The organism is Achromobacter sp. (genome assembly GCF_057314935.1).
The window spans coordinates 26522-49394 of the sequence record NZ_DBHKZA010000048.1 but is presented as its reverse complement, the minus strand read 5'-3'; the positions used below and the strand labels follow the sequence as shown (position 1 = coordinate 49394).

Annotated in this window: 21 protein-coding genes; 11 read left to right on the top strand and 10 right to left on the bottom strand. The window is 65.9% G+C overall.

The features are described 5' to 3' along the window. Positions 1-47 precede the first annotated feature (47 nt). The gene (locus tag ACO6D5_RS18385; protein WP_485826144.1) at positions 48-1214 is read right to left on the bottom strand and encodes an acyl-CoA dehydrogenase family protein; all 1167 of its coding nucleotides are present in this window, start codon (positions 1212-1214) and stop codon (positions 48-50) included. Between the two features lie 213 nt (positions 1215-1427). Here ACO6D5_RS18385 and ACO6D5_RS18380 point away from each other — a divergent pair, with 213 nt between their 5' ends. The 3 genes from ACO6D5_RS18380 to ACO6D5_RS18370 all read left to right on the top strand — a co-directional run bounded on the left by ACO6D5_RS18380 (position 1428) and on the right by ACO6D5_RS18370 (position 4348). After that, positions 1428-2225 carry an IclR family transcriptional regulator gene (locus tag ACO6D5_RS18380; protein ID WP_485826143.1) on the top strand — a complete coding sequence of 266 codons (798 nt, stop codon included), beginning with the start codon at positions 1428-1430 and terminating at the stop codon, positions 2223-2225. Beyond that, on the top strand, positions 2215-2988 hold the full coding sequence (locus ACO6D5_RS18375) for an IclR family transcriptional regulator (protein ID WP_315525833.1): 774 nt from the start codon (positions 2215-2217) through the stop codon (positions 2986-2988). The genes ACO6D5_RS18380 and ACO6D5_RS18375 overlap by 11 nt, the downstream gene beginning before the upstream one ends. A 163-nt stretch (positions 2989-3151) precedes the next feature. Then, complete coding sequence (locus ACO6D5_RS18370) at positions 3152-4348, top strand: MFS transporter (RefSeq protein WP_035212272.1); 1197 nt, start codon at positions 3152-3154, stop codon at positions 4346-4348. Between the two features lie 75 nt (positions 4349-4423). On the opposite strand, the gene ACO6D5_RS18365 is transcribed toward ACO6D5_RS18370, so the two are convergent. Further along, positions 4424-5104: a GntR family transcriptional regulator gene (locus tag ACO6D5_RS18365; RefSeq protein WP_088590812.1), complete on the bottom strand. Its 681-nt coding sequence runs from the start codon at positions 5102-5104 to the stop codon at positions 4424-4426. A 318-nt stretch (positions 5105-5422) separates the two neighbouring features. Here ACO6D5_RS18365 and hydA point away from each other — a divergent pair, with 318 nt between their 5' ends. From hydA to ACO6D5_RS18335, 6 genes are all read left to right on the top strand, one after another. Beyond that, positions 5423-6871 (top strand): dihydropyrimidinase, encoded by a 1449-nt coding sequence (hydA, locus tag ACO6D5_RS18360; RefSeq protein ID WP_485826142.1) that lies wholly within the window; start codon positions 5423-5425, stop codon positions 6869-6871. A gap of 45 nt (positions 6872-6916) precedes the next feature. Next, positions 6917-8359: an amidohydrolase family protein gene (locus ACO6D5_RS18355; RefSeq protein ID WP_315525843.1), complete on the top strand. Its 1443-nt coding sequence runs from the start codon at positions 6917-6919 to the stop codon at positions 8357-8359. A gap of 63 nt (positions 8360-8422) precedes the next feature. Further along, positions 8423-10027, top strand: a complete 1605-nt coding sequence (locus ACO6D5_RS18350; protein ID WP_485826141.1) for an ABC transporter substrate-binding protein — start codon at positions 8423-8425, stop codon at positions 10025-10027. Positions 10028-10033: 6 nt separating this feature from the next. Further along, positions 10034-10975 carry an ABC transporter permease gene (locus tag ACO6D5_RS18345; RefSeq protein ID WP_315133231.1) on the top strand — a complete coding sequence of 314 codons (942 nt, stop codon included), beginning with the start codon at positions 10034-10036 and terminating at the stop codon, positions 10973-10975. A 10-nt stretch (positions 10976-10985) separates the two neighbouring features. Beyond that, positions 10986-11882, top strand: a complete 897-nt coding sequence (locus ACO6D5_RS18340) for an ABC transporter permease subunit (protein WP_315525849.1) — start codon at positions 10986-10988, stop codon at positions 11880-11882. A 1-nt stretch (position 11883) separates the two neighbouring features. Continuing rightward, the gene (locus ACO6D5_RS18335) at positions 11884-13536 is read left to right on the top strand and encodes an ABC transporter ATP-binding protein (RefSeq protein ID WP_485826140.1); all 1653 of its coding nucleotides are present in this window, start codon (positions 11884-11886) and stop codon (positions 13534-13536) included. 97 nt (positions 13537-13633) lie between these two features. On the opposite strand, the gene ACO6D5_RS18330 is transcribed toward ACO6D5_RS18335, so the two are convergent. Genes ACO6D5_RS18330 through ACO6D5_RS18315 form a run of 4 tightly spaced genes read right to left on the bottom strand, consistent with a single transcriptional unit; the run spans position 13634 to position 17804 of the window. Then, entirely contained in the window at positions 13634-14944 is a 1311-nt protein-coding gene (locus ACO6D5_RS18330; protein ID WP_315525853.1) for a D-galactonate transporter, read from the bottom strand. Between the two features lie 26 nt (positions 14945-14970). Further along, positions 14971-16119, bottom strand: a complete 1149-nt coding sequence (dgoD, locus tag ACO6D5_RS18325; protein WP_006222400.1) for a galactonate dehydratase — start codon at positions 16117-16119, stop codon at positions 14971-14973. After that, the gene (locus tag ACO6D5_RS18320) at positions 16116-16769 is read right to left on the bottom strand and encodes a 2-dehydro-3-deoxy-6-phosphogalactonate aldolase (RefSeq protein WP_485826139.1); all 654 of its coding nucleotides are present in this window, start codon (positions 16767-16769) and stop codon (positions 16116-16118) included. Before ACO6D5_RS18320 ends, dgoD begins: the two co-directional genes overlap by 4 nt. A 9-nt stretch (positions 16770-16778) precedes the next feature. Further along, the gene (locus ACO6D5_RS18315) at positions 16779-17804 is read right to left on the bottom strand and encodes a 2-dehydro-3-deoxygalactonokinase (protein ID WP_315525860.1); all 1026 of its coding nucleotides are present in this window, start codon (positions 17802-17804) and stop codon (positions 16779-16781) included. A 250-nt stretch (positions 17805-18054) separates the two neighbouring features. Here ACO6D5_RS18315 and ACO6D5_RS18310 point away from each other — a divergent pair, with 250 nt between their 5' ends. Then, positions 18055-18876, top strand: coding sequence for an IclR family transcriptional regulator (locus ACO6D5_RS18310; protein WP_485826138.1), 822 nt, complete (start codon positions 18055-18057; stop codon positions 18874-18876). Positions 18877-18901: 25 nt separating this feature from the next. Here ACO6D5_RS18310 and ACO6D5_RS18305 read toward each other — a convergent pair whose 3' ends face one another. The 4 genes from ACO6D5_RS18305 to ACO6D5_RS18290 form a co-directional block, all read right to left on the bottom strand. Continuing rightward, a complete protein-coding gene (locus tag ACO6D5_RS18305; protein WP_485826137.1) occupies positions 18902-19522 on the bottom strand; it encodes a glutathione S-transferase family protein in 621 nt (206 codons plus the stop codon). Positions 19523-19541: 19 nt separating this feature from the next. Further along, on the bottom strand, positions 19542-20120 hold the full coding sequence (ampD, locus tag ACO6D5_RS18300) for a 1,6-anhydro-N-acetylmuramyl-L-alanine amidase AmpD (protein WP_485826136.1): 579 nt from the start codon (positions 20118-20120) through the stop codon (positions 19542-19544). 163 nt (positions 20121-20283) lie between these two features. Next, positions 20284-20541 carry a PP0621 family protein gene (locus tag ACO6D5_RS18295; protein ID WP_315525869.1) on the bottom strand — a complete coding sequence of 86 codons (258 nt, stop codon included), beginning with the start codon at positions 20539-20541 and terminating at the stop codon, positions 20284-20286. Position 20542: 1 nt separating this feature from the next. Continuing rightward, positions 20543-21385 (bottom strand): cytochrome C assembly family protein, encoded by an 843-nt coding sequence (locus ACO6D5_RS18290; protein WP_485826135.1) that lies wholly within the window; start codon positions 21383-21385, stop codon positions 20543-20545. 106 nt (positions 21386-21491) lie between these two features. Here ACO6D5_RS18290 and ffh point away from each other — a divergent pair. Further along, positions 21492-22873, top strand: a 1382-nt coding sequence (gene ffh / locus ACO6D5_RS18285; protein ID WP_485826134.1) for a signal recognition particle protein, incomplete at its 3' end; no start/stop codon positions are given.

Genomic DNA, 22873 nt, shown 5'->3' with positions numbered 1-22873 from the left:
GGTGGGCCGCAGGCTTCTGCTGGCTGCGGTCCCGGGTTCGCCCAGGCCTAGCGGCCGGGCGTATAACCTGCCTGGGTCAGCGTATGGCGGGCGATGGTCAGTTGATGGATCTGGCTCGTGCCTTCGTACAGGCGGAACAGGCGCACGTCGCGATAGAAGCGTTCAATGCCCTGGTCGGCGATGTAGCCATACCCGCCATGCATCTGCACGCAGCGGTCCGCCACGCGCCCGCACATTTCGGAGGCGAAGTATTTGCAGATCGACGCATTCAGCGTCACGTCCTGACCGGCGTCGCGTTCGCGCGCGGTTTGCAGCACCAATGCCAGTGCCGCCTGGATTTCCGTCTGGCAGTCAGCCAGCATCGCCTGGATCAGCTGGAAGTCCATCAGCGGCTTGCCGAATTGCTGGCGCTCGGCCACGAACCGCATCGTGTCGTCCTGCATGCGGATGGCCGGGCCGATGCACAGCGCGGCCAGATGGATGCGCTGCTTGTTCAGGACTTTCATGGCGGTCTTGAAGCCCATGCCTTCCTGGCCGCCGATGATGTTGGCGGCGGGCACGCGGCAGTTGTCGAAATGCACGGAGGACACGGGCGACCCGGCCTGGCCCATCTTGTCGTATGGCTGGCCGGTAGACAGCCCCGGCGTGCCGCGTTCCACGATGAAAGCCGAGATGCCGCGTGTGCCGGGCGCGTCCGGATCGGTGCGCGCCATGACGGTGAACAGGCCGGCCAGGGGCGCATTGGTGATGAAGCACTTTTCGCCGTTCAGCACGAAGCTGTCGCCGTCGCGCATGGCGGTCGTGCGTAGCGCCGTGGCGTCCGATCCCGCCTGCGGTTCGGTCAGCGCGAAGCATCCCGTCAATTCGCCGGACGCCATCCGGGGCAGGTACCGTTCCTTCTGCTGCGCGGTGCCGTCGGCCACCAGGGCCTCGGAGCCGATGCCGGTATTGGTGCCGACCCGCGCGCGGAACGCCACGGAACACTGCGACAGTTCGATCGCCGCGCGGATCAGTTCTTCGGTGCTCATGCCGGCGCCGCCGTAGGCCTCGGGGATCGAATAGCCGAACATGCCCTGGGCGGCCATGGCGCGCACCAGATCGTCGGGCACCTCGTCCTGGCGGGCCACCTCGGCTTCACGGGGCACAAGTTGTTCGCGGACAAAGCGGCGCAGCGATTCCAGGAAGGCGGGGAAGCCGTCGGGGTCTCTGATCATGAAGCGTCTCCATTTTTCTAGTTGCGGCGCCTGCCGGATGGGGATGTCTGGTCCGGGGCGACTGATGATTCAGGCTAGCAAAGCGCCGCCGAATGCGAGACAAGTGTTTCGCTATCTTGAACGTGCGGCTCGCCGGAACCGCGTGGCCTTGCTCTATCATCGGCAGCATGGGCCCCGCGCATCCGACGCGGCGCCGACTTCCGGATTGCGACCATGACCACGCCCCTGGGCGGCCGCCACCCTGATCCCGCATTCGCCACCACGCTGGCCCATGGCCTGTCGCTGCTGCAGACCTTCCGGCATGGCGAACCGGCGCTCAGCAACCGCGAACTGTCCGACCGCACCGGCTTGTCCAAAGCGACCGTCTCGCGGCTGACCTCGACGCTGGTGCAACGCGGCCTGCTGCGCTACGACAGCAGCCTGCGCCGCTACCGGCTGGGCACGGCGCTGCTATCGCTGAGCTATCCGTTATTGGCCAGCATCAAGCTGCGGCAACTGGCGCGGCCCCTGATGACGCGCTTGGCGAATTCGGCAGGCGGTTCGGCGTCGCTGGGCATGCACCATGGCATGCACATGGTGTACCTGGAGACTTGCCGCGGTCATGACGCCGTGGCGTTCCGCCCCGATATCGGCGCCATGCTGCCCTTGCTGCAGTCCGCCATGGGGCGCGCCTGGCTGGCGCAGGCCGACCCGGCCGAGGCCGCGGCGCTGCTGGAGGCGTTGCGCCGGCAAGACCCGTTGGCGTGGCAGCGCAATGAGGAGGGATGGGAGCAGGCGCGCCGCGACTACGCCCAGCACGGCTACTGCCTGGCCGAGGGGGACTGGCACACCGATGTGCACGCCGTGGCCGTGCCTATGCGCCGGCGCGTGGACGGGCAGATATTCGTCTTGAATTGCGGCGTGCCCGTGCGCCGGCTGCGTGGCGGCGATCTGCGCCGGCGCATCGCGCCGCGTCTCGTGAGCCTGGTGGCGCGGGTGGAAAAAATGCTGGAGCGCCAGGATGGCGCCTGACCGCGATCGCGACTTTGCCACCACCTTGGCGCACGGCATCGACATCCTGGCGTGTTTCCGGGCGGATCGGCCTGAACTGGCCAACAAGGATTTCGCGCAGCAGACCGGCTTGTCCAAGAGCGCGGTGGCGCGCCTCACGCACACGCTGGTGGCGTTGGGCTTCCTGCAGCGGTCGGGGCCGCCGGCCCGGTATCGGCTGGGCGCATCGGTGCTGGCGCTGAGCTACCCCTTGCTGGCCAGCATGCAGATCCGCCAACTGGCGCGGCCGTTGATGAAGCAATTGGCCGACCACGCCTGCGGCGCCGTGTCCCTGGTGGTGCGCGACCGGCTGCAGATGGTGTTCGTGGAAACCGCCAGGTCCAACGACGCCTTGCAGACGCGTCCAGACATCGGCGGATCGTTGCCGCTCTTGGCCAGCGCCGCCGGCAAGGCCTGGCTGTGCCGGGCGCCGGACAGTGAACGGTCGGCCGTGCTGAACCAGCTGCGCGTGGCGGACGCCGGCCATTACGCCCAGCATTTTCCCAGCCTGGAGGCCGCCGGCCGCGATCTGGAGCGCAAGGGCTATTGCGGCAACAACATGCAGTGGCGCCCTGACGCCTACGGGTTTGCGGCGCCGCTGTGCCGGCCCTATCAGTCGCTGCTGTACGTATTCAATTGCGGCGTGCCGTCCGGCGATGGCCCCTACCGGGAGCGCGCCGCGGACATCGGCCCCCGGCTGGTGGCCTTGGCGCGGGAGACGGAGCAATTACTGGGGCTGGCCTAGCCGGATTCGTGACCCCAAGTCAAAAGTGTTTACCCGTCAGACGGTTTTTTCCGCAAGGATGCTGCCGTCATACTGCAGGCCTGTCTCCCCGATATGCCCGCCAATTCTGGCCGGCCACGCCCCAGGGACACCCTGCCGGCGCGATCGAACCCAAGGAACCTGCATGAACCCGCAAGATACCCAACCGGTGAAAGCCGGCCTGCCGTTGTTGGCGCTCGCCGTCGGTGCGTTTGGCATCGGCGTGACCGAGTTTTCCCCCATGGGCCTGCTGCCCGTCATTGCCGAGGGCGTGAACGTGTCCATTCCCAGCGCGGGCATGCTGATCAGCGCCTACGCGATCGGCGTGATGGTCGGCGCGCCGTTGATGACGCTGGCGTTCTCGCGCTGGTCGCGGCGCAAGGCGCTGATCCTGCTGATGGCGATCTTCACCATCGGCAATATCCTGTCTGCCCTGTCCCCGAATTACACGACGCTGTTGCTGGCGCGTCTGGTCACCAGCCTGAACCATGGCGCGTTCTTCGGCCTGGGTTCGCTGGTGGCGGCCAGCGTGGTGCCGCGCCACAAGCAGGCGAGCGCGGTGGCGACCATGTTCATGGGCCTGACCATCGCCAACGTCGGCGGCGTGCCCGCAGCGACGTGGCTGGGGCAGGTGATCGGCTGGCGCATGTCATTCGCGGCCACCGCCGTGCTGGGCCTGATCGCCATGTTGTCTTTGTGGTTCGCGTTGCCGGCAGGCGAAGCTGGACGCCGTCCCAACGTGCGCCATGAGTTGGCCGTGCTGAAGAGCCCCGTCGTGCTGCTGGCACTGCTGACGACGGTGCTGGGCGCAGGCGCCATGTTCACGCTGTACACCTATATCGCGCCGACCCTGGCGGACATCACCGGCGCATCGCCCGCCTTCATTACCGGCATGCTGGTGCTGATTGGCCTGGGCTTCACGCTGGGCAACGGCCTGGGTGGCCGCATGGCCGACCGCTCGCTGGACGGCACGCTGATCACGTTCCTGGTAATCGTCATCATCGACCTGCTGGCGTTCCCGTGGATCGGCTCCACCCCCGTCGGCGCGGCGATTTCGCTGCTGATCTTCGGCGTGGCCACCTTCGCCGTGGTGCCGCCGCTGCAGATGGGCGTGATGCGTGCCGCAACCGATGCACCGGGCTTGGCATCGTCGGTGAACGTGGGGGCCTTCAACCTGGGCAACGCGGTCGGCGCAGCAGCGGGTGGCGCGGTGATTTCGGCCGGCATGGGCTATGCCGCCGTGCCGATCGCCGGCGCCGTCATCGCCGCGGCTGGCCTGGTGCTGGTATTGGTGCAGCGCGCCGCGAATCAGCGCCGCAGGCTGGCGGTGCAGGGCTGCTGAGCGAGTCGCCCTCGGGCAGCGAAATGAAAAGCCCCGGTCGCGGATCCGCGACCGGGGCTTTTCATTTGAAGCGATCTACAGCTTGAATACGTCTTCAAGGTCGACCGACTCTTCCACGGATTCCAGCTTCACGCTCTGCTCGATGTGATCCAGGTGGTGCAGCGTCAGCTCTGCCGCGCGCTGGGCGTCTTGGGCGGCGATGGCCTCGGTGATGAGCTCGTGCTCGTCGTCGCGGCAACTGGTGGCGGTAGGGAGGTTGTACAGGAAGATGACCAGGCAGGTCAGGGTGGACAGTTCGCGCATCGTGCGCGCCAGCTCGCCGTTGCCCGCCAGTTCGCTCAGCAGGATGTGGAACTCCCCGGCCAGCCGGATGATGGCGCGCTTGTCGTCCCGCTTGCGGGCGTCGTGCTCCAGGATGACGTGCTCGCGCAGGCGCGCGAGCTTTTCCGGCGTCAGGTTCTGCGTCAGGCGGCGCACCACGGCAGGTTCGATCAGCCGGCGGGCTTCGAAGACGTCACGCGCTTTTTCAATGGAAGGCTTGGCCACATAAGCGCCTCGCTGGGGGAACAGTTCCACGATCTGTTCATGCGCCAAGCGCGCCAGCACCTCTCGGATGCGGGGGCGGCTGACCTCGAAGATCTCGGCCAGGCGCTCTTCGACCAGTTTGGTGCCAGGCTTGAGGCGGTTGTCCAGAATGGCGCGGTAGATGCGCTCGTAGATGCCGGTGACCGTGTTTTCGCGTTTGTCTGATGCCATGGGCTCGTTGTTGGTTTGCGCGTGTAGTGCCAGGGCGGGATCACCGCCATGGGAAATGAGCGGTTCTTTGCCGCCTGTAGACGTCACGTTGGCGACAACCTGATCGTTGAACGTGAAGATACCCGATTGGATGCCGTGATTGCCAGACGGCGCGCCGGATCGTCAAAAATAATGTTAACAATTTAAAGTTGAAATGTATATTTCAGGGTAATCACTGACGTAATCATTTTTGTATTCAGCCTAGAATCCGCTCACAACTTGCCCTCCCGGAACGCCAGGCGCCCCGGAAAATAGGGCAGATCAGACGGGCTGACGCATATGACGAAGCAGGGTTTTGATCTGGTGCTGCGCGACGCGGTGCTGGCGACCGCCGGTGATACTTGTCGGGCGGATCTGGGGATTTCGGACGGCCGGATCGTGCAGATCGGCCTGGGCCTGGCCCGGGGCGAGCGCGAAATCGACGTGGCCGGACGCGCGGTGACGCCGGGCGGCATCGATGCGCACTGCCACCTGGACCAGCCGATGGCGCCGCCCGTGAAGCTGGCCGACGACTTCCACACGGGCACGCGCTCAGCGGCCTGCGGCGGCACCACCACCGTGATTCCTTTCGCGGCGCAACGCAAGGGCGGCACGTTGCAAGCCGCCATCGACGACTATCACCAGCGAGCCGAGGGCAGGGCCTGCGTGGACTATGCCTTCCATCTGATCCTGACCGATCCGACGCCTGCCGTGCTGAACGAAGAACTGCCGAGGCTGATCGCGGCCGGCTACACCTCGTTCAAGCTGTACATGACCTACGACGCGCTGAAGCTGTCCGACGGCCAGATCCTGGACGTGCTGGACGTGGCGCGCACGCATGGCGGCATGACGATGATCCATGCCGAGAATTCGGATTGCATCGCCTGGCTTACTCGCCGCCTGGAGGCCGCTGGCCGTACCGCGCCGCGCTTTCATGCGCATTCCCGCCCGAGCCTGGTGGAACGCGAGGGCGCGCACCGTGCGATTGCGCTATCCGAACTCATCGATGTGCCGATCCTGCTGGTGCATATCTCTGGCGGCGAGGCCGTGGCGCAGATCCGCGAGGCACGCGCCAAGGGGCTGAATGTCTATGCGGAAACCTGTCCGCAATACATCTTGTTGACCGCGGCGGACCTGGGCACGGATGACAGCTACTTCGGCGCGCGATGCGTGTGCAGCCCGCCGCCGCGGGACAAGTCCAGCCAGGAAGACATCTGGCAGGGCCTGGCCGACGGCCTGTTCACCGTGTTCTCGTCAGACCACTCGCCCTTCAACCTTACAGGCGAGGACGGCAAGACGCCCGGTGGCAAGGAAGTGGCGTTCAGACATATCCCGAACGGCATCCCGGGCATCGAGACGCGCATGCCCTTGCTGTATTCCGAAGGCGTGCTGGGCGGGCGCATCAGCCTGAACCGCTTCGTCGACCTGACGGCGACTCAGCCGGCGCGCGCTTACGGCCTGTACCCCAGAAAGGGAACGTTGGCCATCGGCAGCGACGCCGACCTGGTGATCTGGGAAGAGCGCGAATTCACCTTGGCCAACGAACAGCTGCATCACGCGGTGGACTACACGCCATACGCCGGCATGACGCTGCGGGCCTGGCCCGCGATGACCCTGCTGCGCGGACAGATCGTTTGGGACGGCGCGCGCTTTGCGGGCACACCGGGGCAAGGACAGTTTCTGCCACGCGGATTGCCCAACGTGGCGCCACCCAGCGCCCGCAAGGGTACGCAGCCGGCTTGGCGCTGACTCGCGCCGCACGGATACCAGTGATTCATTTCGGAGGAAATTGCGTTGAAAACTACCCTGATCAAGAATGCCGATGTCGTGGTGGCCTGGGACGAGGCGCGCAAGCGGCACGTCTACATGAAGAACGCCGACGTGGCGTTCGCGGACGGGCGCATCACGCATGTCGGACCCGGCGCGCAAGCCGCGGCGCCGGACGCGGATATCGTCAGCGGCAAGGGAATGATGGTGATGCCCGGCCTGGTGGATATCCACAGCCATCTTGTGCACGAGCCCATCAACAAGGGGTACACGGACGAGACCGGATCGGCGGGCCTGTATAACTCGAACCTGTACGAGTACATGCCCACGATGGAAGGCGACGACGAGGCCGCGCCCGCTCAGCTGACACTGGCCGCCGCTGAATTGTTGATGTCCGGCGTGACGACCGTGGTGGACATGTCGGTGGCGCACGAGCACTGGATCGACATCATGGTGCAAAGCGGGCTGCGCGCCTACATCGCGCCCATGTTCCGCTCGGCGCGCTGGTACACGCGCAACGGCCACGTCGTTGAATACGACTGGAACGAGAAGGCAGGGGAAGCCGGCATGGAGCGCGCGCTGGCACTCATCGACCGCGCCGAGGCGCATGCGTGCGGCCGCTTGACGGGGATGCTGGTGCCGGCGCAGATCGATACCTGCACGCCGGAACTGCTGAAGGCCAGCCACCAGGAAGCCAAGCGCCGGGGCATCGGCTGGCAGACGCATGCCGCGCAATCCCTGCCCGAATTCCACGAAATCACGCGCCGCCATGGCCTGACGCCAATCCAGTGGCTGCACAGCCTGGGTGTGTTGGACCCCGGCAGCATCGTCGGCCACGGCATCTTCGTGGACGATCATCCGAACACCCACTGGAGCACCGCGACCGACCTGACCATTCTGGCTGAGACGGGCGCCAGCGTGGCGCACTGCCCCACGGTGTTCATGCGCCGGGGCATGGCGTTGCGCGACTTCGGGCGCTACCGCCGGGCGGGCATCAACCTGGGCATCGGCACCGACACCTATCCGCACAACATGATCGAGGAAATGCGCCATGTCGGCTATTTGGCGCGCCTTATGGCGCAGACGCCGCGCGCGGTCAGCACGGGCGAAGTCTTCCATGCCGCTACCGTCGGAGGCGCCACGGCGTTGGGGCGAGACGACCTTGGCCGCGTTGCGGTCGGCGCGCGCGCCGACCTGGTGCTGGTGGACATGACCCATCACTTGATGCGCCCGTCGCGCGACCCCGTGCGCAGCCTGGTGTACGCCGCGGCTGACCGCGCCGTGCATACCGTGTACATCGACGGCCAGCGCGTGGTGCATGCGGGCCAGGTGCAATCGCTGGACTACCGCAAGGCCGCCGAGCAGGTGGACGAGGCCCAGCGCCGCGCCGAAGCGCTGGTGCCTTCACGCGACCTGGTGGCGGGCCGCACGGCCGAACAGATGTCGCCGCTGTCGTTCGACATCGTCTGATCCGGTTCAACCTCAGGGGCCGGCGACAGGCCCCGTTCATCCATAAAAACTCAAGGGAATGAAATGGCTTATCTCAATGACGAAAGACGCGACGCCCGCCTCGGGCTGAGCCGCGTGGGCGCCGTGCTGGCTTGCGCCGCCGCGATGGCCTGGGCGCCCGTGCAGGCCGAAACGCTGACCGTGGTGATGGCCAGCAAATTGACCGTGCTGGATCCCGTGTTGACCGCCTCTCACCAGACGCGAAACCATGCCTACATGATCTACGACACGTTGCTGGCCACCGACGCCAACAACAAGATCCAGCCGCAGATGGCCGACAAATGGGACATCTCGGCCGACGGCAAGACTTATACCTTCACGCTGCGCGACGGACTGAAGTGGCACGACGGCGCGCCGGTGAAGGCCGAGGATTGCGTGGCGTCCATCCAGCGCTGGGCGCAGTCCGACAAGACGGGCCGCCAGTTGATGCCGCTTGTGGTGTCGATGAATGTCATCGACGACAAGACGTTCACGATCGTGCTGAGCGCGCCGGCCGACCTGTTGTCAGCCTTGGGCAAGCCCAGCGGCCTGCCCAGTTTCATGATGCCGAAGCGGGTGGCGCAAACGCCCGTGGCGCAAGCCATCACCGACTACACCGGTTCCGGCCCCTTCAAGTTCGTGCAGAAGGAATTCCAGCCGGGCGTGAAGACGGTATACGAGAAGAACACGGACTATGTGCCGCGCAAGGAAGCGCCCAGCTGGACGTCGGGCGGCAAGGTCGTCAACGTGGATCGCGTGGAATGGGTGGCCATGGCCGACCCGATGACGACCGTGAACGCGCTGCTGGGCGGAGAGGTCGACTATATCGAGACGGTGCCTTTCGACCTGGTTCCCATGGTCAAAGGGGCGCCCGACCTCACGCTGCGCGTGCTGGACAAGATGGGATATCAGCCCATGTACCGCTTCAACCAGTTGAATGCGCCGTTCGACAACAAGCTGGTCCGCCAGGCCGCCATGTATGCGGTGGGCCAGGATGACATCCTGAAGGCGCAGGTGGGCGATCCCGAGTTCTACAAGACCTGCGGGGCGGTGTTCGGCTGCAACCTGCCGTATTCCAGCAATACGCGCGCAGACATGATCGTGCCGTCCAACATCGAAAAGGCCAAGGCGCTGCTGAAGGAGGCGAAGTACGACGGGGCGCCGGTGGTGATCCTGCATGCCACTGACATCGCCATGGCCTCGGCCATCCCCGTGGTGATGGCGCAGCAGCTGCGTCAGGCGGGCTTCAATGTGCAACTGCAGGCCATGGACTTCATGACCATGCTGTCGCGCCGCGCCAATCGCGACGTGCCGGCCAAGGGTGGCTGGAGCATTTTCGTGACCACATGGCACAACAGCGAGATCATGGATCCGCTGCGCAACTATGGCGTGTCGGCCAACGGTGAGAAGGCCTGGTTCGGCTGGCCGACGGTGCCCCAAGTTGAAGCGCTGCGCGACAAGTTCCTGGTGGCGGGTTCCGAAGCCGAGCGCAAGCAGTTGGCCGAACAGCTACAGGACGTGATGCTGGATGAAGGCGTGGCCGTCACGCTGGGCCAGATCGAAACGGCGGCGGCCTACAGCAAGAAGCTGTCAGGCGTGCTGGATTCGCCCGCGCCGGTGTTCTGGAACATCAAGAAAGCCAGCCGGTAAGCCAGCATGTTCAGCTACCTACTCAGACGCGTCCTCGCGACGGTTCCCGTGGTGTTGACGGTGGCGGTGCTGGTGTTCTGCCTGCTGCGCCTGACGCCGGGGGATCCCGCGCTGATCCTGGCGGGCGACGCCGCCACCGAGACACAGCTTGCGCAGATCCGCGAGCACATGGGGCTGGACCGGTCCCTGGTTACGCAATTCCTGTTGTGGGGTGGGCAGGTGTTGCGGGGCGATCTGGGGGTGTCGCTGCATTCCGGCACGCCGGTCACGGCCATGATCGGCAACCGCGTAGGGCCGTCGCTGGCGCTGGCGCTGTCGACGATCTTGCTGTCGACGTTGATCGCGGTCCCGCTCGGCGTGTTCTCGGCGTGGCGTCGAGGCACGCGCGCGGACCGGGCCGTGATGGCGTTTTCAGTGCTGGGATTCTCGGTGCCGATCTTCGTCACGGGCTACGCATTGATCTTGCTGTTCGCGATGACGCTGGGCTGGCTGCCCGTGCAGGGGTACAAGTCGCCGTCGGCGGGATTGCTGGCCTTCGGCATGCACCTGCTGTTGCCCACGATCGCGCTCAGCACGGGTTTCGTTGCACTGATCGCGCGCATCGCCCGCAGCAGCGTGCTGGAGGTAATGGGCGAAGACTTCATCCGCACCGCCCGCGCCAAGGGCATCACCGAGCGCGCCGTGATGATGGCGCACGCGCTGCGCAACGCGGCCGTGCCCATCATCACCGTGATCGGCGTCAGCATCGCGTTGCTGATCAGCGGCGTCGTCGTCACGGAATCGGTGTTCAACCTCCCAGGCTTGGGCCGGCTGGTGGTCGAGTCCGTGCTGGCCCGCGACTATCCGTTGATTCAGGGCCTGATCCTGCTGTTCTCGCTGGTCTATATCGGCGTGAACCTGACCATCGACGTCCTGTACTCGGTGTTCGACCCGCGCATCCGCTATTGAAGGAATCCGCATGTCTTCCTCTATACACTCCATCACGGGGGCGGTCGCGGCTGCGCCCCTCCTGCGCAGACGTCCGCGTTCGGCGCTGGTTCGTACGCTGTCCTCCTGGCCAGTCATGGCCGCCCTCGTGATGCTCGCCGTCATCGTCCTGGCGGCCATCTCGGCCAATCTGCTGGGTCTGGCCGACCCCATGGCCATCAATCCGATGCAGCGGCTGAAGGGATTTTCGGCCGAACATTGGTTCGGAACGGACGCCTATGGCCGTGACGTGCTGTCGCGCGTTGTCCACGGCGCGCGAGTGTCGCTGATGATCGGGGCCGGCACCGCCGTGGCGGCACTGGTTCCCGGCCTGGTGCTGGGCGTGATCGCGGGCTATTTTCGGGCGGCGGACATGGTCATCATGCGGATCATGGACGGGATCATGTCCGTGCCCAGCATCCTGCTGGCCATTGCCCTGGTTGCCGTGACCGGCGCAAGCATGCTGACGGTGTTGATCGCCATCGCCGTGCCGGAGTTTCCACGGGTGGTGCGCCTGGTGCGTGGCCTGATCCTGAGCCTGCGCGACGAGCCTTATGTGGAGGCCGCGATCTCGCTGGGTACGCCCACGCATACCTTGATGATGCGTCATCTGGTGCCCAATACGCTGGCGCCGCTGATCGTGCAGGGCACGTTCATTTTTGCGTCTGCCATGCTGTCAGAGGCGGTCATGAGCTTTCTGGGCGTGGGCATGCCGCCCGAGTTTCCCTCGTGGGGCAACGTCATCGCCGAGGGGCGGATGTACTTCCAGATCAAACCGGGGCTGATTCTGCTGCCGGGGCTGTTCCTGGCCTTGACCGTACTCAGCGTGAACATGCTGGGCGACGCCATGCGCGACGCGCTGGATCCGAAGATGGCCCGGAGGATTTGAGATGACCGATTCCACAATGCCCGTGCTGCAAGTGCAGAACCTGACCGTGCAGCTGGTGGGGGCGCCCGGGGACGAGGAGCGTTCTGTCGTGGAGGGCATCAGCTTCGACATCCACGCCGGCGAAACCTTGTGCGTGGTGGGCGAGTCTGGCTCAGGCAAATCCGTCACCTCCTTTTCGGTGATGGGGTTGTTGGCGCCCGATGCGCTACGGCCGGCCGCCGGCCGCATCCTGCTGGATGGCGAAGACGTGCTCGCGTGTTCGCCAGAGCGCCTGCGCGAACTGCGTGCCACCCGGATGTCCATGGTCTTCCAGGAACCCATGACGGCGCTGAATCCGGTGCGTACCGTGGGCTGGCAGATCGATGAGGTGCTGCGCACCCATAGCGCCATGGATGCCGCCGCCCGCAAGCGCAAGATCCTGGACATGCTGGAATCGGTGCGCCTGCCGGACGTGGAGCGCATCTATCAGTCGTACCCGCACCAGCTGTCGGGCGGGCAGCGCCAGCGCATCGTCATCTGCATGGCGTTGATCCTGAATCCCAAGCTGCTCATCGCCGACGAGCCCACCACCGCCCTGGACGTCACGACCCAAAAGCAGATTCTGGCGTTGATCCTGGAACTGCAGCGGTCGCACAACACGGCGGTGCTGTTCATCACGCACGATTTCGGCGTCGTGGCCGAGATCGCCGACCGCATCGCGGTGATGAACCGCGGGCGGCTGGTGGAGGTAGGGTCGCGTGAAGATATCCTGGCGCGCCCGAAAGAGGCTTACACCCGCATGCTCGTATCCTCCGTTCCCGGCCTGGCGCCGCAGGCGCGGCAAGCTCCCGAGGGTGACCCTGTGCTGGTTGTGGACGGCCTGGAGAAGACCTACGCCGAACGCGGCTTCTTCAAGGCCAAACGCACGGTGCACGCGGTGCGCGATGTCAGCTTCACGCTGCGCAAGAAGGAGATCGTGGGCATCGTGGGCGAGTCCGGGTCGGGCAAGTCCACCCTGGCTCGCTGCATTGCGCGCCTGATCGACCCCAGCGCCGGTAGCGTGCGCCTGGACGGTGCCGAAATCGCCACGGCGACCAAGCGGGAATTCCATCCGGTGCGCAAGCGGATCCAGGTGGTGTTCCAGGATCCGTACCGCTCATTGAACGCGCGTATCCGCGTGGGTGACTCCATCGTCGAGGGCATGCGCAATTTTGGCGTGCCGGAAGCGGACGCCCGCGCGCGCGCCGTCGAACTGCTGGATATCGTCGGATTGGGCGCTGACACCATGGAGCGCTACCCGCATCAGTTCTCGGGTGGCCAGCGCCAGCGCATCTGCATTGCGCGCGCCTTGGCCTTGCGGCCAGATATCCTGATTGCCGATGAGGCGGTGTCGGCGCTGGACGTGTCGGTGCAGGCGCAGGTACTGGAACTGATCGAAGACATTCGCACCCGCACCGATACGGCCGTGCTGTTCATCACCCACGATCTGCGCGTGGCCGCACAGATCTGCAACTCCATTGTTGTGATGAAGTCCGGGCAGATCGTCGAGGCGGGGCAAGCGGCCGACGTGCTGACTCGGCCGCAGGATGAATACACGCGCCAATTGCTCGACGCCGCACCCGGAAGGCATTGGGACTTCAAGCGGTTCCGGCCGGCCCAGGCCACGCCTCATTAGGCGGGCGCCCTGGCGGCGCATGCTGCAAAAAAAGGGCGTCCGTCTGGACGCCCTTTCTATCCCGACCGTAATCAGGGGGCAAGCCCGCAGACCGTGGTCACGCCTCGATCCGCTCCACTTTCCCCACCAGCAGGATGTACGACAGCGCGCCCAGCAAGGCCAGGGACGATACGTACACAATGGCCGGCGCGAAGCTGTCTTTGGACACCAGGAAGCCGATCACGATCGGCGTGCAGATCGACGACAGATTGCCCACGAAGTTGAACACGCCGCCGGTCAGCCCCAACAGCCGCACGGGCGCCAGCGTCGACACCAGCGACCATGTGATCGATGCCAGTCCATTGCCGAAGAAGGCGACAGCCAAGAAAAAGATCACCCACGGCGTGGAATCGGTGAAGTTGGCGCCGATCATCGACGTCGAGATCAAGAGGCCCAGGATGATGGGCAGCTTGCGCGCCAGGCCCACGGTGGCGCCGCGCCGGATCAGGAAGTCGGACAGCACGCCCGAGCACAGCACGCCGACAAAGGCGGCCAGGAAAGGCACCGACGCCAGGAATCCCGACTTGATGAAATCCATGCCGCGGTACTTCACCAGATAGGTGGGAAACCACGTCAGGAAGAACCACAGCGTGGACGTCAGGCAGAACTGGCCCAGATACACGCCCCAAAGCTTGCGCTTGGTCATCACCAGGGCCAGGTCGTTCCAGTCGAACGGCGCCTTCTTGGCGCGGGCGTTGCGGTCCAGGTCGATGACGCCGCCGCCCTTCTGGATCAGTTCAAGCTCGGCCGCGTTGGCGCCCTTGAACTGGCGCGGTTCGCGGTAAATCAGGTACCACAGCACGCCCCAGACGATGCCCAGCAGGCCGGTGCTGACAAACACCATGTGCCAGCCGTAGTGGTGCTGCAGCCAGGCCAGCACGGGCGTCAGGAACGCCAGGCCGACGAACTGGCCCGACGTGTAGAAGCCGATGGCGGTGGCGCGTTCCTTTTCCGGGAACCAGGTGGTGACGACGCGGTTGTTGATCGGGTAGGCGGGCGCTTCCAGCGCGCCGACGGCCAGGCGCAGCACGAACAGGATGACGAAGCTGCCGGCGAATCCCATGAAGAAGGTGGCGGCCGACCACAGGATCAGCGCCGCGGCGTACAGCACGCGGGGCGAGACGCGGTCCACCAGCCAGCCGCCGGGAATCTGCATGGCGGCGTAGGTCCAGCCGAAGGCGGACAGGATCAAGCCTTCATGCACCGTATCCAGGCCGAACTCGTCCTTGAGGGCGGGCGCGGCGATGGACAGGTTGCTGCGGTCCAGGTAGTTGATGACGACGGTGATGAACAGCATCACCATGATGAGGTAGCGGCTGCGGGTAGGCCGCTGGGCGCTTTGCAGGCCCGCGTGGGTGGCGGTGGACAAGGTTGTCTCCTCTCTCTTTTATCCGATTACCACTCGGCGAAGCTGCCGTCGGCATGGCGCCAGATCGGGTTGCGCCAGCGGTGGCCCACGGCGGCGCGTTCCTTCACGTATTCCTCGTTGACCTCGATGCCCAGGCCTGGTCCTTGGGGAATCGTGACCATGCCGTCTTCGTACGCGAACACCTCGCGGTTGCTGACGTAGTCCAGCAGGTCGTTGGCGGCGTTGTAGTGGATGCCCAGGCTCTGTTCCTGGATGAACGCGTTGTAGCAGCCGGCGTCGATCTGCAGGCAGGTGGCCAGCGCGATCGGGCCCAGCGGGCAGTGCAGTGCCAGCGCCACGTCATAGGCTTCGGCCATGGCGGCGATCTTGCGGGTTTCGGTGATGCCGCCGGCATGCGAGGGGTCGGGCTGGATGATGTCCACGTAGCCTTCGGACAGCACGCGCTTGAAGTCCCAGCGCGAGAACAGGCGTTCGCCCAGCGCGATCGGGGTGGACGTCAGCGGGGCCAGCTCCTTCAGGGCCTCGTAGTGTTCGCTCAGCACGGGCTCTTCGATGAACATCAGCTTGAACGGGTCGAGCTCTTTCATCAGCACCTTGGCCATGGGCTTGTGCACGCGGCCGTGGAAGTCCACGCCGATGCCCACGTTGGGTCCCACGGCGTCGCGCACGGCGGCCACGTTCGCGAGGCACTTTTCGACCTTGTCGAACGAATCGATGTATTGCAGTTCTTCGGTGCCGTTCATCTTCACGGCGGTAAATCCGCGGTCTACCGCGCTCTTGGCGGCGGCGGCCGTGTCGGCCGGCCGGTCGCCGCCGATCCACGAGTACACGCGGATGCGGTCGCGCACGTTGCCGCCCAGCAGTTGCGACACCGGCACGCCCAGGTGCTTGCCTTTGATGTCCCACAGCGCCTGGTCGATGCCCGCCAGTGCGCTCATGTGGATGGCGCCGCCGCGGTAGAAGCCGCCACGGTACAGGACCGTCCAGTGGTCTTCGATGTTGCGCGGGTCCTTGCCGATCAGGTAGTCGGACAATTCTTCAACGGCGGCAGCCACCGAGTGGGCGCGGCCTTCGACGACGGGCTCGCCCCAGCCGACGATGCCTTCGTCGGTTTCGATTTTCAAGAAGCACCACCGGGGCGGCACGATGTAGGTAGTGAGCTTGGTGATCTTCATGCTTGGGTCTCCTGGACGGGATAGGCGCGTTGCCAGGCCGCGATGAATGCGCGGGCGTTCTGGCCGACTTCGGTGGCCGACAGGCCGGGTTTGTACAAGGCGGAGCCCAGGCCGAAGCCGCTGGCCCCCGCCTGGGCATAAACGGAAAGGTTGTCGGGCGTGATGCCGCCGACGGGCACCAGCGCGATGGGCGGGCGCATCACGGCGCGCCAGGCTTTCAGCACGACGGGGCCCAGCTGTTCGGCGGGGAACATCTTCAGCACGTCGGCGCCGGCGGCCAGCGCGGCGAAGGCTTCCGTAGGCGTGGCGACGCCGGGGCAGGACGCCATGCCCAGCTGCTTGGCGGCGCGGATCACCGCGGCGTCGCTGTGCGGCATGACGATGAGTTCGCCGCCCGCATCCTGGACGCGCGCGCAGTCGTCGGGGTTCAGCACGGTGCCGGCGCCGATCAGGCAATCGGTGGGCAGCGCCGCGCGCATCGCGCGGATGCTGGCCAGCGGGTCCGGCGAATTCAGCGGCACTTCGATCAGGCGAAAGCCCGCGTCGTAGAGCGCGTTGCCGACGGCCTCGGCTTCGGCCGGCTTGATGCCGCGCAGGATGGCGATCAGGCCGCAGTGGGTCATGGCGGTTTGCAGACCAGGGTGGTTCATGTTGGGTTCCTAGACGGATGCCGAAGAAGGGGTTTCTGCCGCGACCAGGCCGGCACAGACGGCCAGATGCCACAGGCCGCGCTCGGTAGCGTTCTGCGCTTGTTCAGGCGTGCCCAGGCCGTAGTGCTGCATGGCCAGGATGTAGCGCTGGCACAGGGCGGGTTCGCCGCAAAGCACGATGCGGGGCGGCTCGCCTTGCTGGCGCAGCATCTCGGCAAGCGCGGCGACTTCGTGGCCGATCAACAGGCCCGACAGGTAGTCGGCTTGCGAGGCGGATGGTAGTTCGCCGGTCAGGCCAAGCGCGCGGGTGCTGAAGATGGTGGAGAGCACGCCCGCGCGTCCCGCGGGGGCGCCAGCCACTTTCACGCCGCGCTCGAATGCGGCCATGTCGGCGGCGGGCGCTTCGCTCATGGTGCGGCCCAGGATCGTGTGGCCGCGCAGCGCGGCGTAGACCTCGCCGGTCATGAAGGTGTCGAAATGCGTAACGCGGCCACGGCGGGCATTGACCCATTTTGAGTGCGTGCCGGGCAGGCCGATCAGAACGCTGTCGGCCGGATGCGGGTCAGAAGTGCGGGCCTGCTCGAACATCACGCCGAAGACCTGCGTTTCTTCGCCGCGCATGACGTTGGGCAGACCGTGACGCTGGATCAGGCCGGGCACGATATGCACCGGCGTCGCGGCGCCGCGTTCGACTTTCGTGAGCAGCGTGCCGATGCGTTCCAGGTCGACGGGCACGTCCAGATAGGCGGCTTCTTTCCAGCCTTGCGCGCTGCCGACCATGCCGCAGGCGATCACCGGCAGCGCCGGCTCGGCGCGCAGCCAGTCGCCGCAAGCTTGTTCGAACGCCAGGTCGAAGCCGGACAGCGCGGTGCTGGCAGCGCCGTCCTGCAAGGGCTGCGGCAGGCGCATGATGCCCCACGGAAGATGGCGGGTGTCCAGGGTGTTGCCCCGGGCGTCCAGGCGGTACGCGCGCAACGATGAGGTGCCCCAGTCCAGCGCGATAAGCGCCGCGCGGGCGGGCGATCCGGTAGTCATCTGATCTGTCTCGTCTCTGGCCGCAATGCCGGGCGCCGTAGCCACGCGGGCAGGGCGCGGTGGGTGGCGGGCGTTGTGGACCTTGTTGTCGGACGCGCCCGTTGCAAGAACGCAGACGGCGCGCATTGCAAAAAATTCTAGATCAGCGCTTGAAAAATCTCAAAATATAGAATTAAATCCCACATACAGGGAATGTCTGCGGTTCAGCGGGCGCACTCCCTGCCACGTATCCCCGCCTTTCCGACGTTTCATGACTGCTACCGCCCTGACTTCTTCACGCTCCCCCTCGCTGGACCCCGATGGCGCCGCGCCGGCCGGCACGCAGACCCTGATGCGGGGCCTGGCCGTGGTGCAGGCCGTTGCCGATGGCGCGCGCGACTTGAAAGAGATCTGCGCCCGTATCGGGGTGGCGCGCAGCACCACGCACCGGCTGGCCAGTTGCCTGGTACAGGAGCGCTATCTGCGTGCCTTGCCGGGGGTGGGCTATGTGTTGGGTCCGAAGCTGATCGAACTGGGGTTCCAGGCGCGCGAGGCGTTTCCGATGGCCACGCTGGCGCGTCCGTATCTGGACAGCCTGGCCGAACTGACGGGCGACACGATCCACTTGGCGGTGCGCGACAACGACGAAGTGCTGTATCTGGAAAAGATCCCCGGCAAGAAGGGGCTTGAGATGCGGTCGCGGGTGGGCCACCGCATGCCGCTTGCCGCCACGGGCGTGGGCAAGGCGCTGCTGCTGGACACCGAAGAACCGCAATGGAAGGCGCTGCACCGCATCGGCGCGCCGGTCTCGTCGCGCGCGCCGGGCGGGCAGCAGAGCTGGGAAGCGTTTCGCGACCGCATGCGCGAATACGCGGCGCATGGCTATGCGTTCGACCTGGAAGACAACGAGCCCTCGATCCGCTGCGTGGCCGCGCCCGTGCGCGACGCGTCCAGCGGCATCGTGGCGGCCATCAGCGTGTCCAGCACCGTGCCGTACATGTCGCTGGAGCGCATGCGCGACATGGTCGCGGTGGTGCAGGGCGCCGCGGCGGAGATCTCCGCGGAGATGGGGTGGAAGGTGGAGCGCGGTTGAAGGGGGCGTCTGCCCCCTTGCGCGTCTATTCCAGCGGCAGCGTCAGCACGCCCTGCGGGGCGGGGCGCATCATGACGCGGCGGTACCAGGCCGATAGCGCCGGGGTGTCCGGGCGTTCGATCGGCAGGGCCAGCCAGCGGTGCGCGGACGTGACCAGCGCGATATCGCCGATGGTCAGATGGCGGCCGGCGATGAATTCGCGGCCTTGCAAGGCGTGGTCCAGGATCAGTGCGCGGGCGTTGGACCGCTTGACCGAGTTTTCGATGGCGGCGCGGTCGCGCTTGTCTTCCGGCGTGCGGATCAGGCCCAGGAAGGCTGGCGCCATCGCGCCCTGCCATTCCGTCGTCTGCCAATCCATCCAGCGGTCGGCGTCCGCGCGCATGCACGCGTCTTCAGGCCACAGGGTGCCCACGCCATAGCGCGCGGCCAGATAGCGGACGATGGCGTTGGATTCCCACAGCACGAAGCCGCCGTCATCGATGACGGGCACGGTGCGGTTGGGATTCAGCTTGGCGAATTCCGGCGTGTCCACCACGCCGAACGGCCCGCCGGCCTGGATGAAGGTGTGCGGCAGCGCCAGCTCGCGCACGGCCAGCATTACTTTCTGCACGTTGACGGATGTCAGGCGTCCCCAGATCTTCAACATATCCAGTCCTTGAGTTGTGTCAGGCGGGCGGCAATTGCCGCCGCGCAAAGCCGCTGTCGCGCGAAAAGCGCGTCCAGTTGAATGCGGGCCCCGGATCGGTCTTGCGGCCCGGAGCGATGTGTTCATGGCCCCGGGCGGCGGCCAGGGGATAGCGCGTGCGTAGCACGGGCGTCAGCTTGCGCAGCGCCAGGTACTGTTCGTCGGCGTAGGGCAGCGTGTCGGTGCCCTCCAGTTCGATGCCGATGGAAAAGTCGTTGCAGCGTTCACGTCCGCCAAAGCGCGACACGCCGGCGTGCCAGGCGCGCTGCTCGGTAGATACGAACTGGATGATGCGCCCGTCGCGGCGGATGAAGAAGTGGGCCGACACGCGCAGGCCGCGCAGGCGTTCCAGCCACGGGTGCGAGGCATGGTCCAGCGTATTCAGGAACAGCCCGGCAACCTCGGAGCCGCCGAACTGGCCGGGCGGCAGGCTGATGTTGTGCAGCACCAAGAGCGAGACCTGCGCGCCGGGCGGGCGCGCGTCGCGGTTGGGCGAAGGCAGAAGGGTGACACCCGGGGCCGGCGCCAGCCAGCCATGTCGATCCAGAAGCAGAGCCATGGGAGAGAGCATGCGTGGTGAATCCAACAGGCATTATGCCGTGGTCGCCGCAGCCTCCCAAATCAGCGCTTGCGTAGCCCAATGCGCGCGATGAGAGGCGAGGCGGGCGCGGTACCCGATGGAAGGCATGTGGAGCGTCAGCGCGCGAATTCCGTCGCGTCAGCTACTTCCTGGCAGGCCCCAGCCTGGCGTGTTCCGTGCTGCACCATGTCAGCCCGTTCTGCAGGACGGCCTCGGAGCGCGGCAGGTGGATGCCGCAGTGCGCGCAGCGCACCATGGACTCTGGCGCGGTGGGCGCAGGTTGGCTGCGGCGGGCCGTGTTCTGCGCGCCCGCCTGTTTTGCCGCCGCCATGCGGGCGGCGATGCGGGCCACGAACAGCACCGCAATGATCAGAACCACCCAAAACAGCAACTTGCCCACGTCAGCCTCGATGCAAAATCATTTCCAGCACGAACCGGCTGCCGGTGTACGCCAAAATCAGGAATCCAAAGCCCGTCAACGTCCAGCGCAGGGCCACGCGGCCGCGCCAGCCCCAGATGTGGCGGCCCGCCAGCAGCACGCCGAACGTCAGCCAGGACAGCAGGGTGAAGACGGTCTTGTGGTCAAAGGGCAGGATCTTGCCGGTCAGCTTCATGGACGCGATCGACCCGGACCCCACGGCCAGGGTCAACACGATGAAACCGATCCAGATGATACGGAACAGCAGCTGTTCCTGCACCAGCAGCGGCGGCTGGGAGTCCAGCACGCGGCCGATGATGCTGCGTTCGGTGGGCGCGTCCAGCGGGCGGTGCAGGTGGCGGTCAAGCAGGGCCATCATCATGGCGTGCAGGGCGGCGATGGTGATCAGGCCGTAGGCGGCCAGGGCGATCAACAGGTGGACGCGCAGCCAGGCGTCGTCGGCGTGGGGCACGAATTGCCCCTGCGGGAACAGCGCGGCCAGGGCGCTGGCGATGGCGGCGGCGGGCAAAAGCAGCAATTGCAGGCCGTCGATGCGCACCAGCAGGCTTTCCAGCCAAAACACCACCATGCCCAGCCAGATGGCTGCCGACAGGGCAAGTGCCCACCCAATGAACAGATGCTGGGCGCCCAGCATCGCTTGTTGCAGGCCGATTCCATGGAGAACCAGGGCCCCCAGCAGGCACAGACGGGCGATTCTGCCCGTCTTTTCCACTTCCCCGGCGCCGGCCAGTCGGATCCAAAGTGACCCTCCTAGCACTGCGTACGCCAAGGCAGCCGCTGTGTGAAATACAATGCCTAGTGACATAGAAACCGTTGTCTGGATGGGGCCTTGGGGTGCATGTCACCCGAAAGCGCAGAATCCGCGCCTGCGGCCACCGTTCAATCAACTAGTTTAAGCGGAAACGCCTCTCATGCTCGATAACCTAACTACACGCCTATCGCGCGTCGTCAAGACGCTGCGCGGTGAAGCCCGCCTGACCGAGGCCAACACCCAGGAGATGCTGCGCGAAGTGCGCATGGCGCTGCTGGAAGCCGACGTGGCGCTGCCCGTCGTGCGTGAATTCATCGCCCGCGTGAAGGACAAGGCGCTGGGCGAAGAGGTCGCCGGCAGCCTCAGCCCGGGCCAGGCCCTGGTGGGCGTCGTCCACAAGGAACTGACCGCCTTGATGGGCGGCGACCTGGGCGCCGATTCCAATGAATTGTCGCTGGCCGTGCAGCCGCCCGCCGTCATCCTGATGGCCGGCTTGCAGGGCGCCGGTAAAACCACCACCACCGGCAAGCTGGCCCGCTGGCTGTCCGAAGGCCAGCACACGCAGCACGGCCGCAAGACCGGCAAGAAGAAAGTGCTGGTGGTCTCCGCCGACGTCTATCGTCCCGCGGCTATCGACCAGTTGAAGAGCGTGGCGGCGCAGGTCGGCGTGGATTTCCTGCCGTCCGACCCCAGCCAGAAGCCCGAAGACATCGCGCGCGGCGCGGTGGACCATGCCAAGCGCCATCACTACGACGTCCTGATCCTGGACACGGCCGGCCGCCTGGGCATCGACGAGGCCATGATGCGCGAAATTCGCGCCTTGCATGACCTGGTCAAACCGGTTGAAACGCTGTTCGTGGTGGACGCCATGCAGGGCCAGGACGCGGTCAACACCGCGCGCGCCTTTGCCGACGCGCTGCCGTTGACCGGCGTGGTGCTGACCAAGCTGGACGGCGACGCCCGCGGCGGCGCGGCCCTGTCGGTGCGCCACGTCACCGGCAAGCCCCTGAAGTTCGTCGGCGTGTCGGAGAAGCTGGACGGCCTTGAGCCCTTCTACCCCGACCGCATGGCGCAGCGCGTGCTGGGCATGGGCGACATCGTCTCGCTCGTCGAACAGGCGCAGAAGAACATCGACATCGCCGAAGCCCAGAAGCTGGCGGCGAAGATCAAGTCGGGCAACAAGTTCGACCTGAACGACTTCCGCGACCAGCTCGGCCAAGTGAAGAAACTGGGCGACATGGGGTCGCTGCTTGAAAAGCTGCCGGCGCAGTTCCAGCAGGCCGCGGGTCAGCTGCAGGGCGGCCAGGCCGAAAAGCAGCTGCGTCGCACGGAAGGCATTCTGAATTCCATGACGGCGGCCGAACGCGCCAAGCCCGAACTGATCAAGGCCTCGCGCAAGCGCCGCATTGCAACGGGCTCGGGCGTGCCGGTGCAAGAGGTCAACCGCCTGCTGGCCCAGTTCGAACAGATGCAGGGCATGATGAAGCAGATGAAGAAGGGCGGCATGGCCAAGATGATGCGCGCCATGGGCGGCATGAAGGG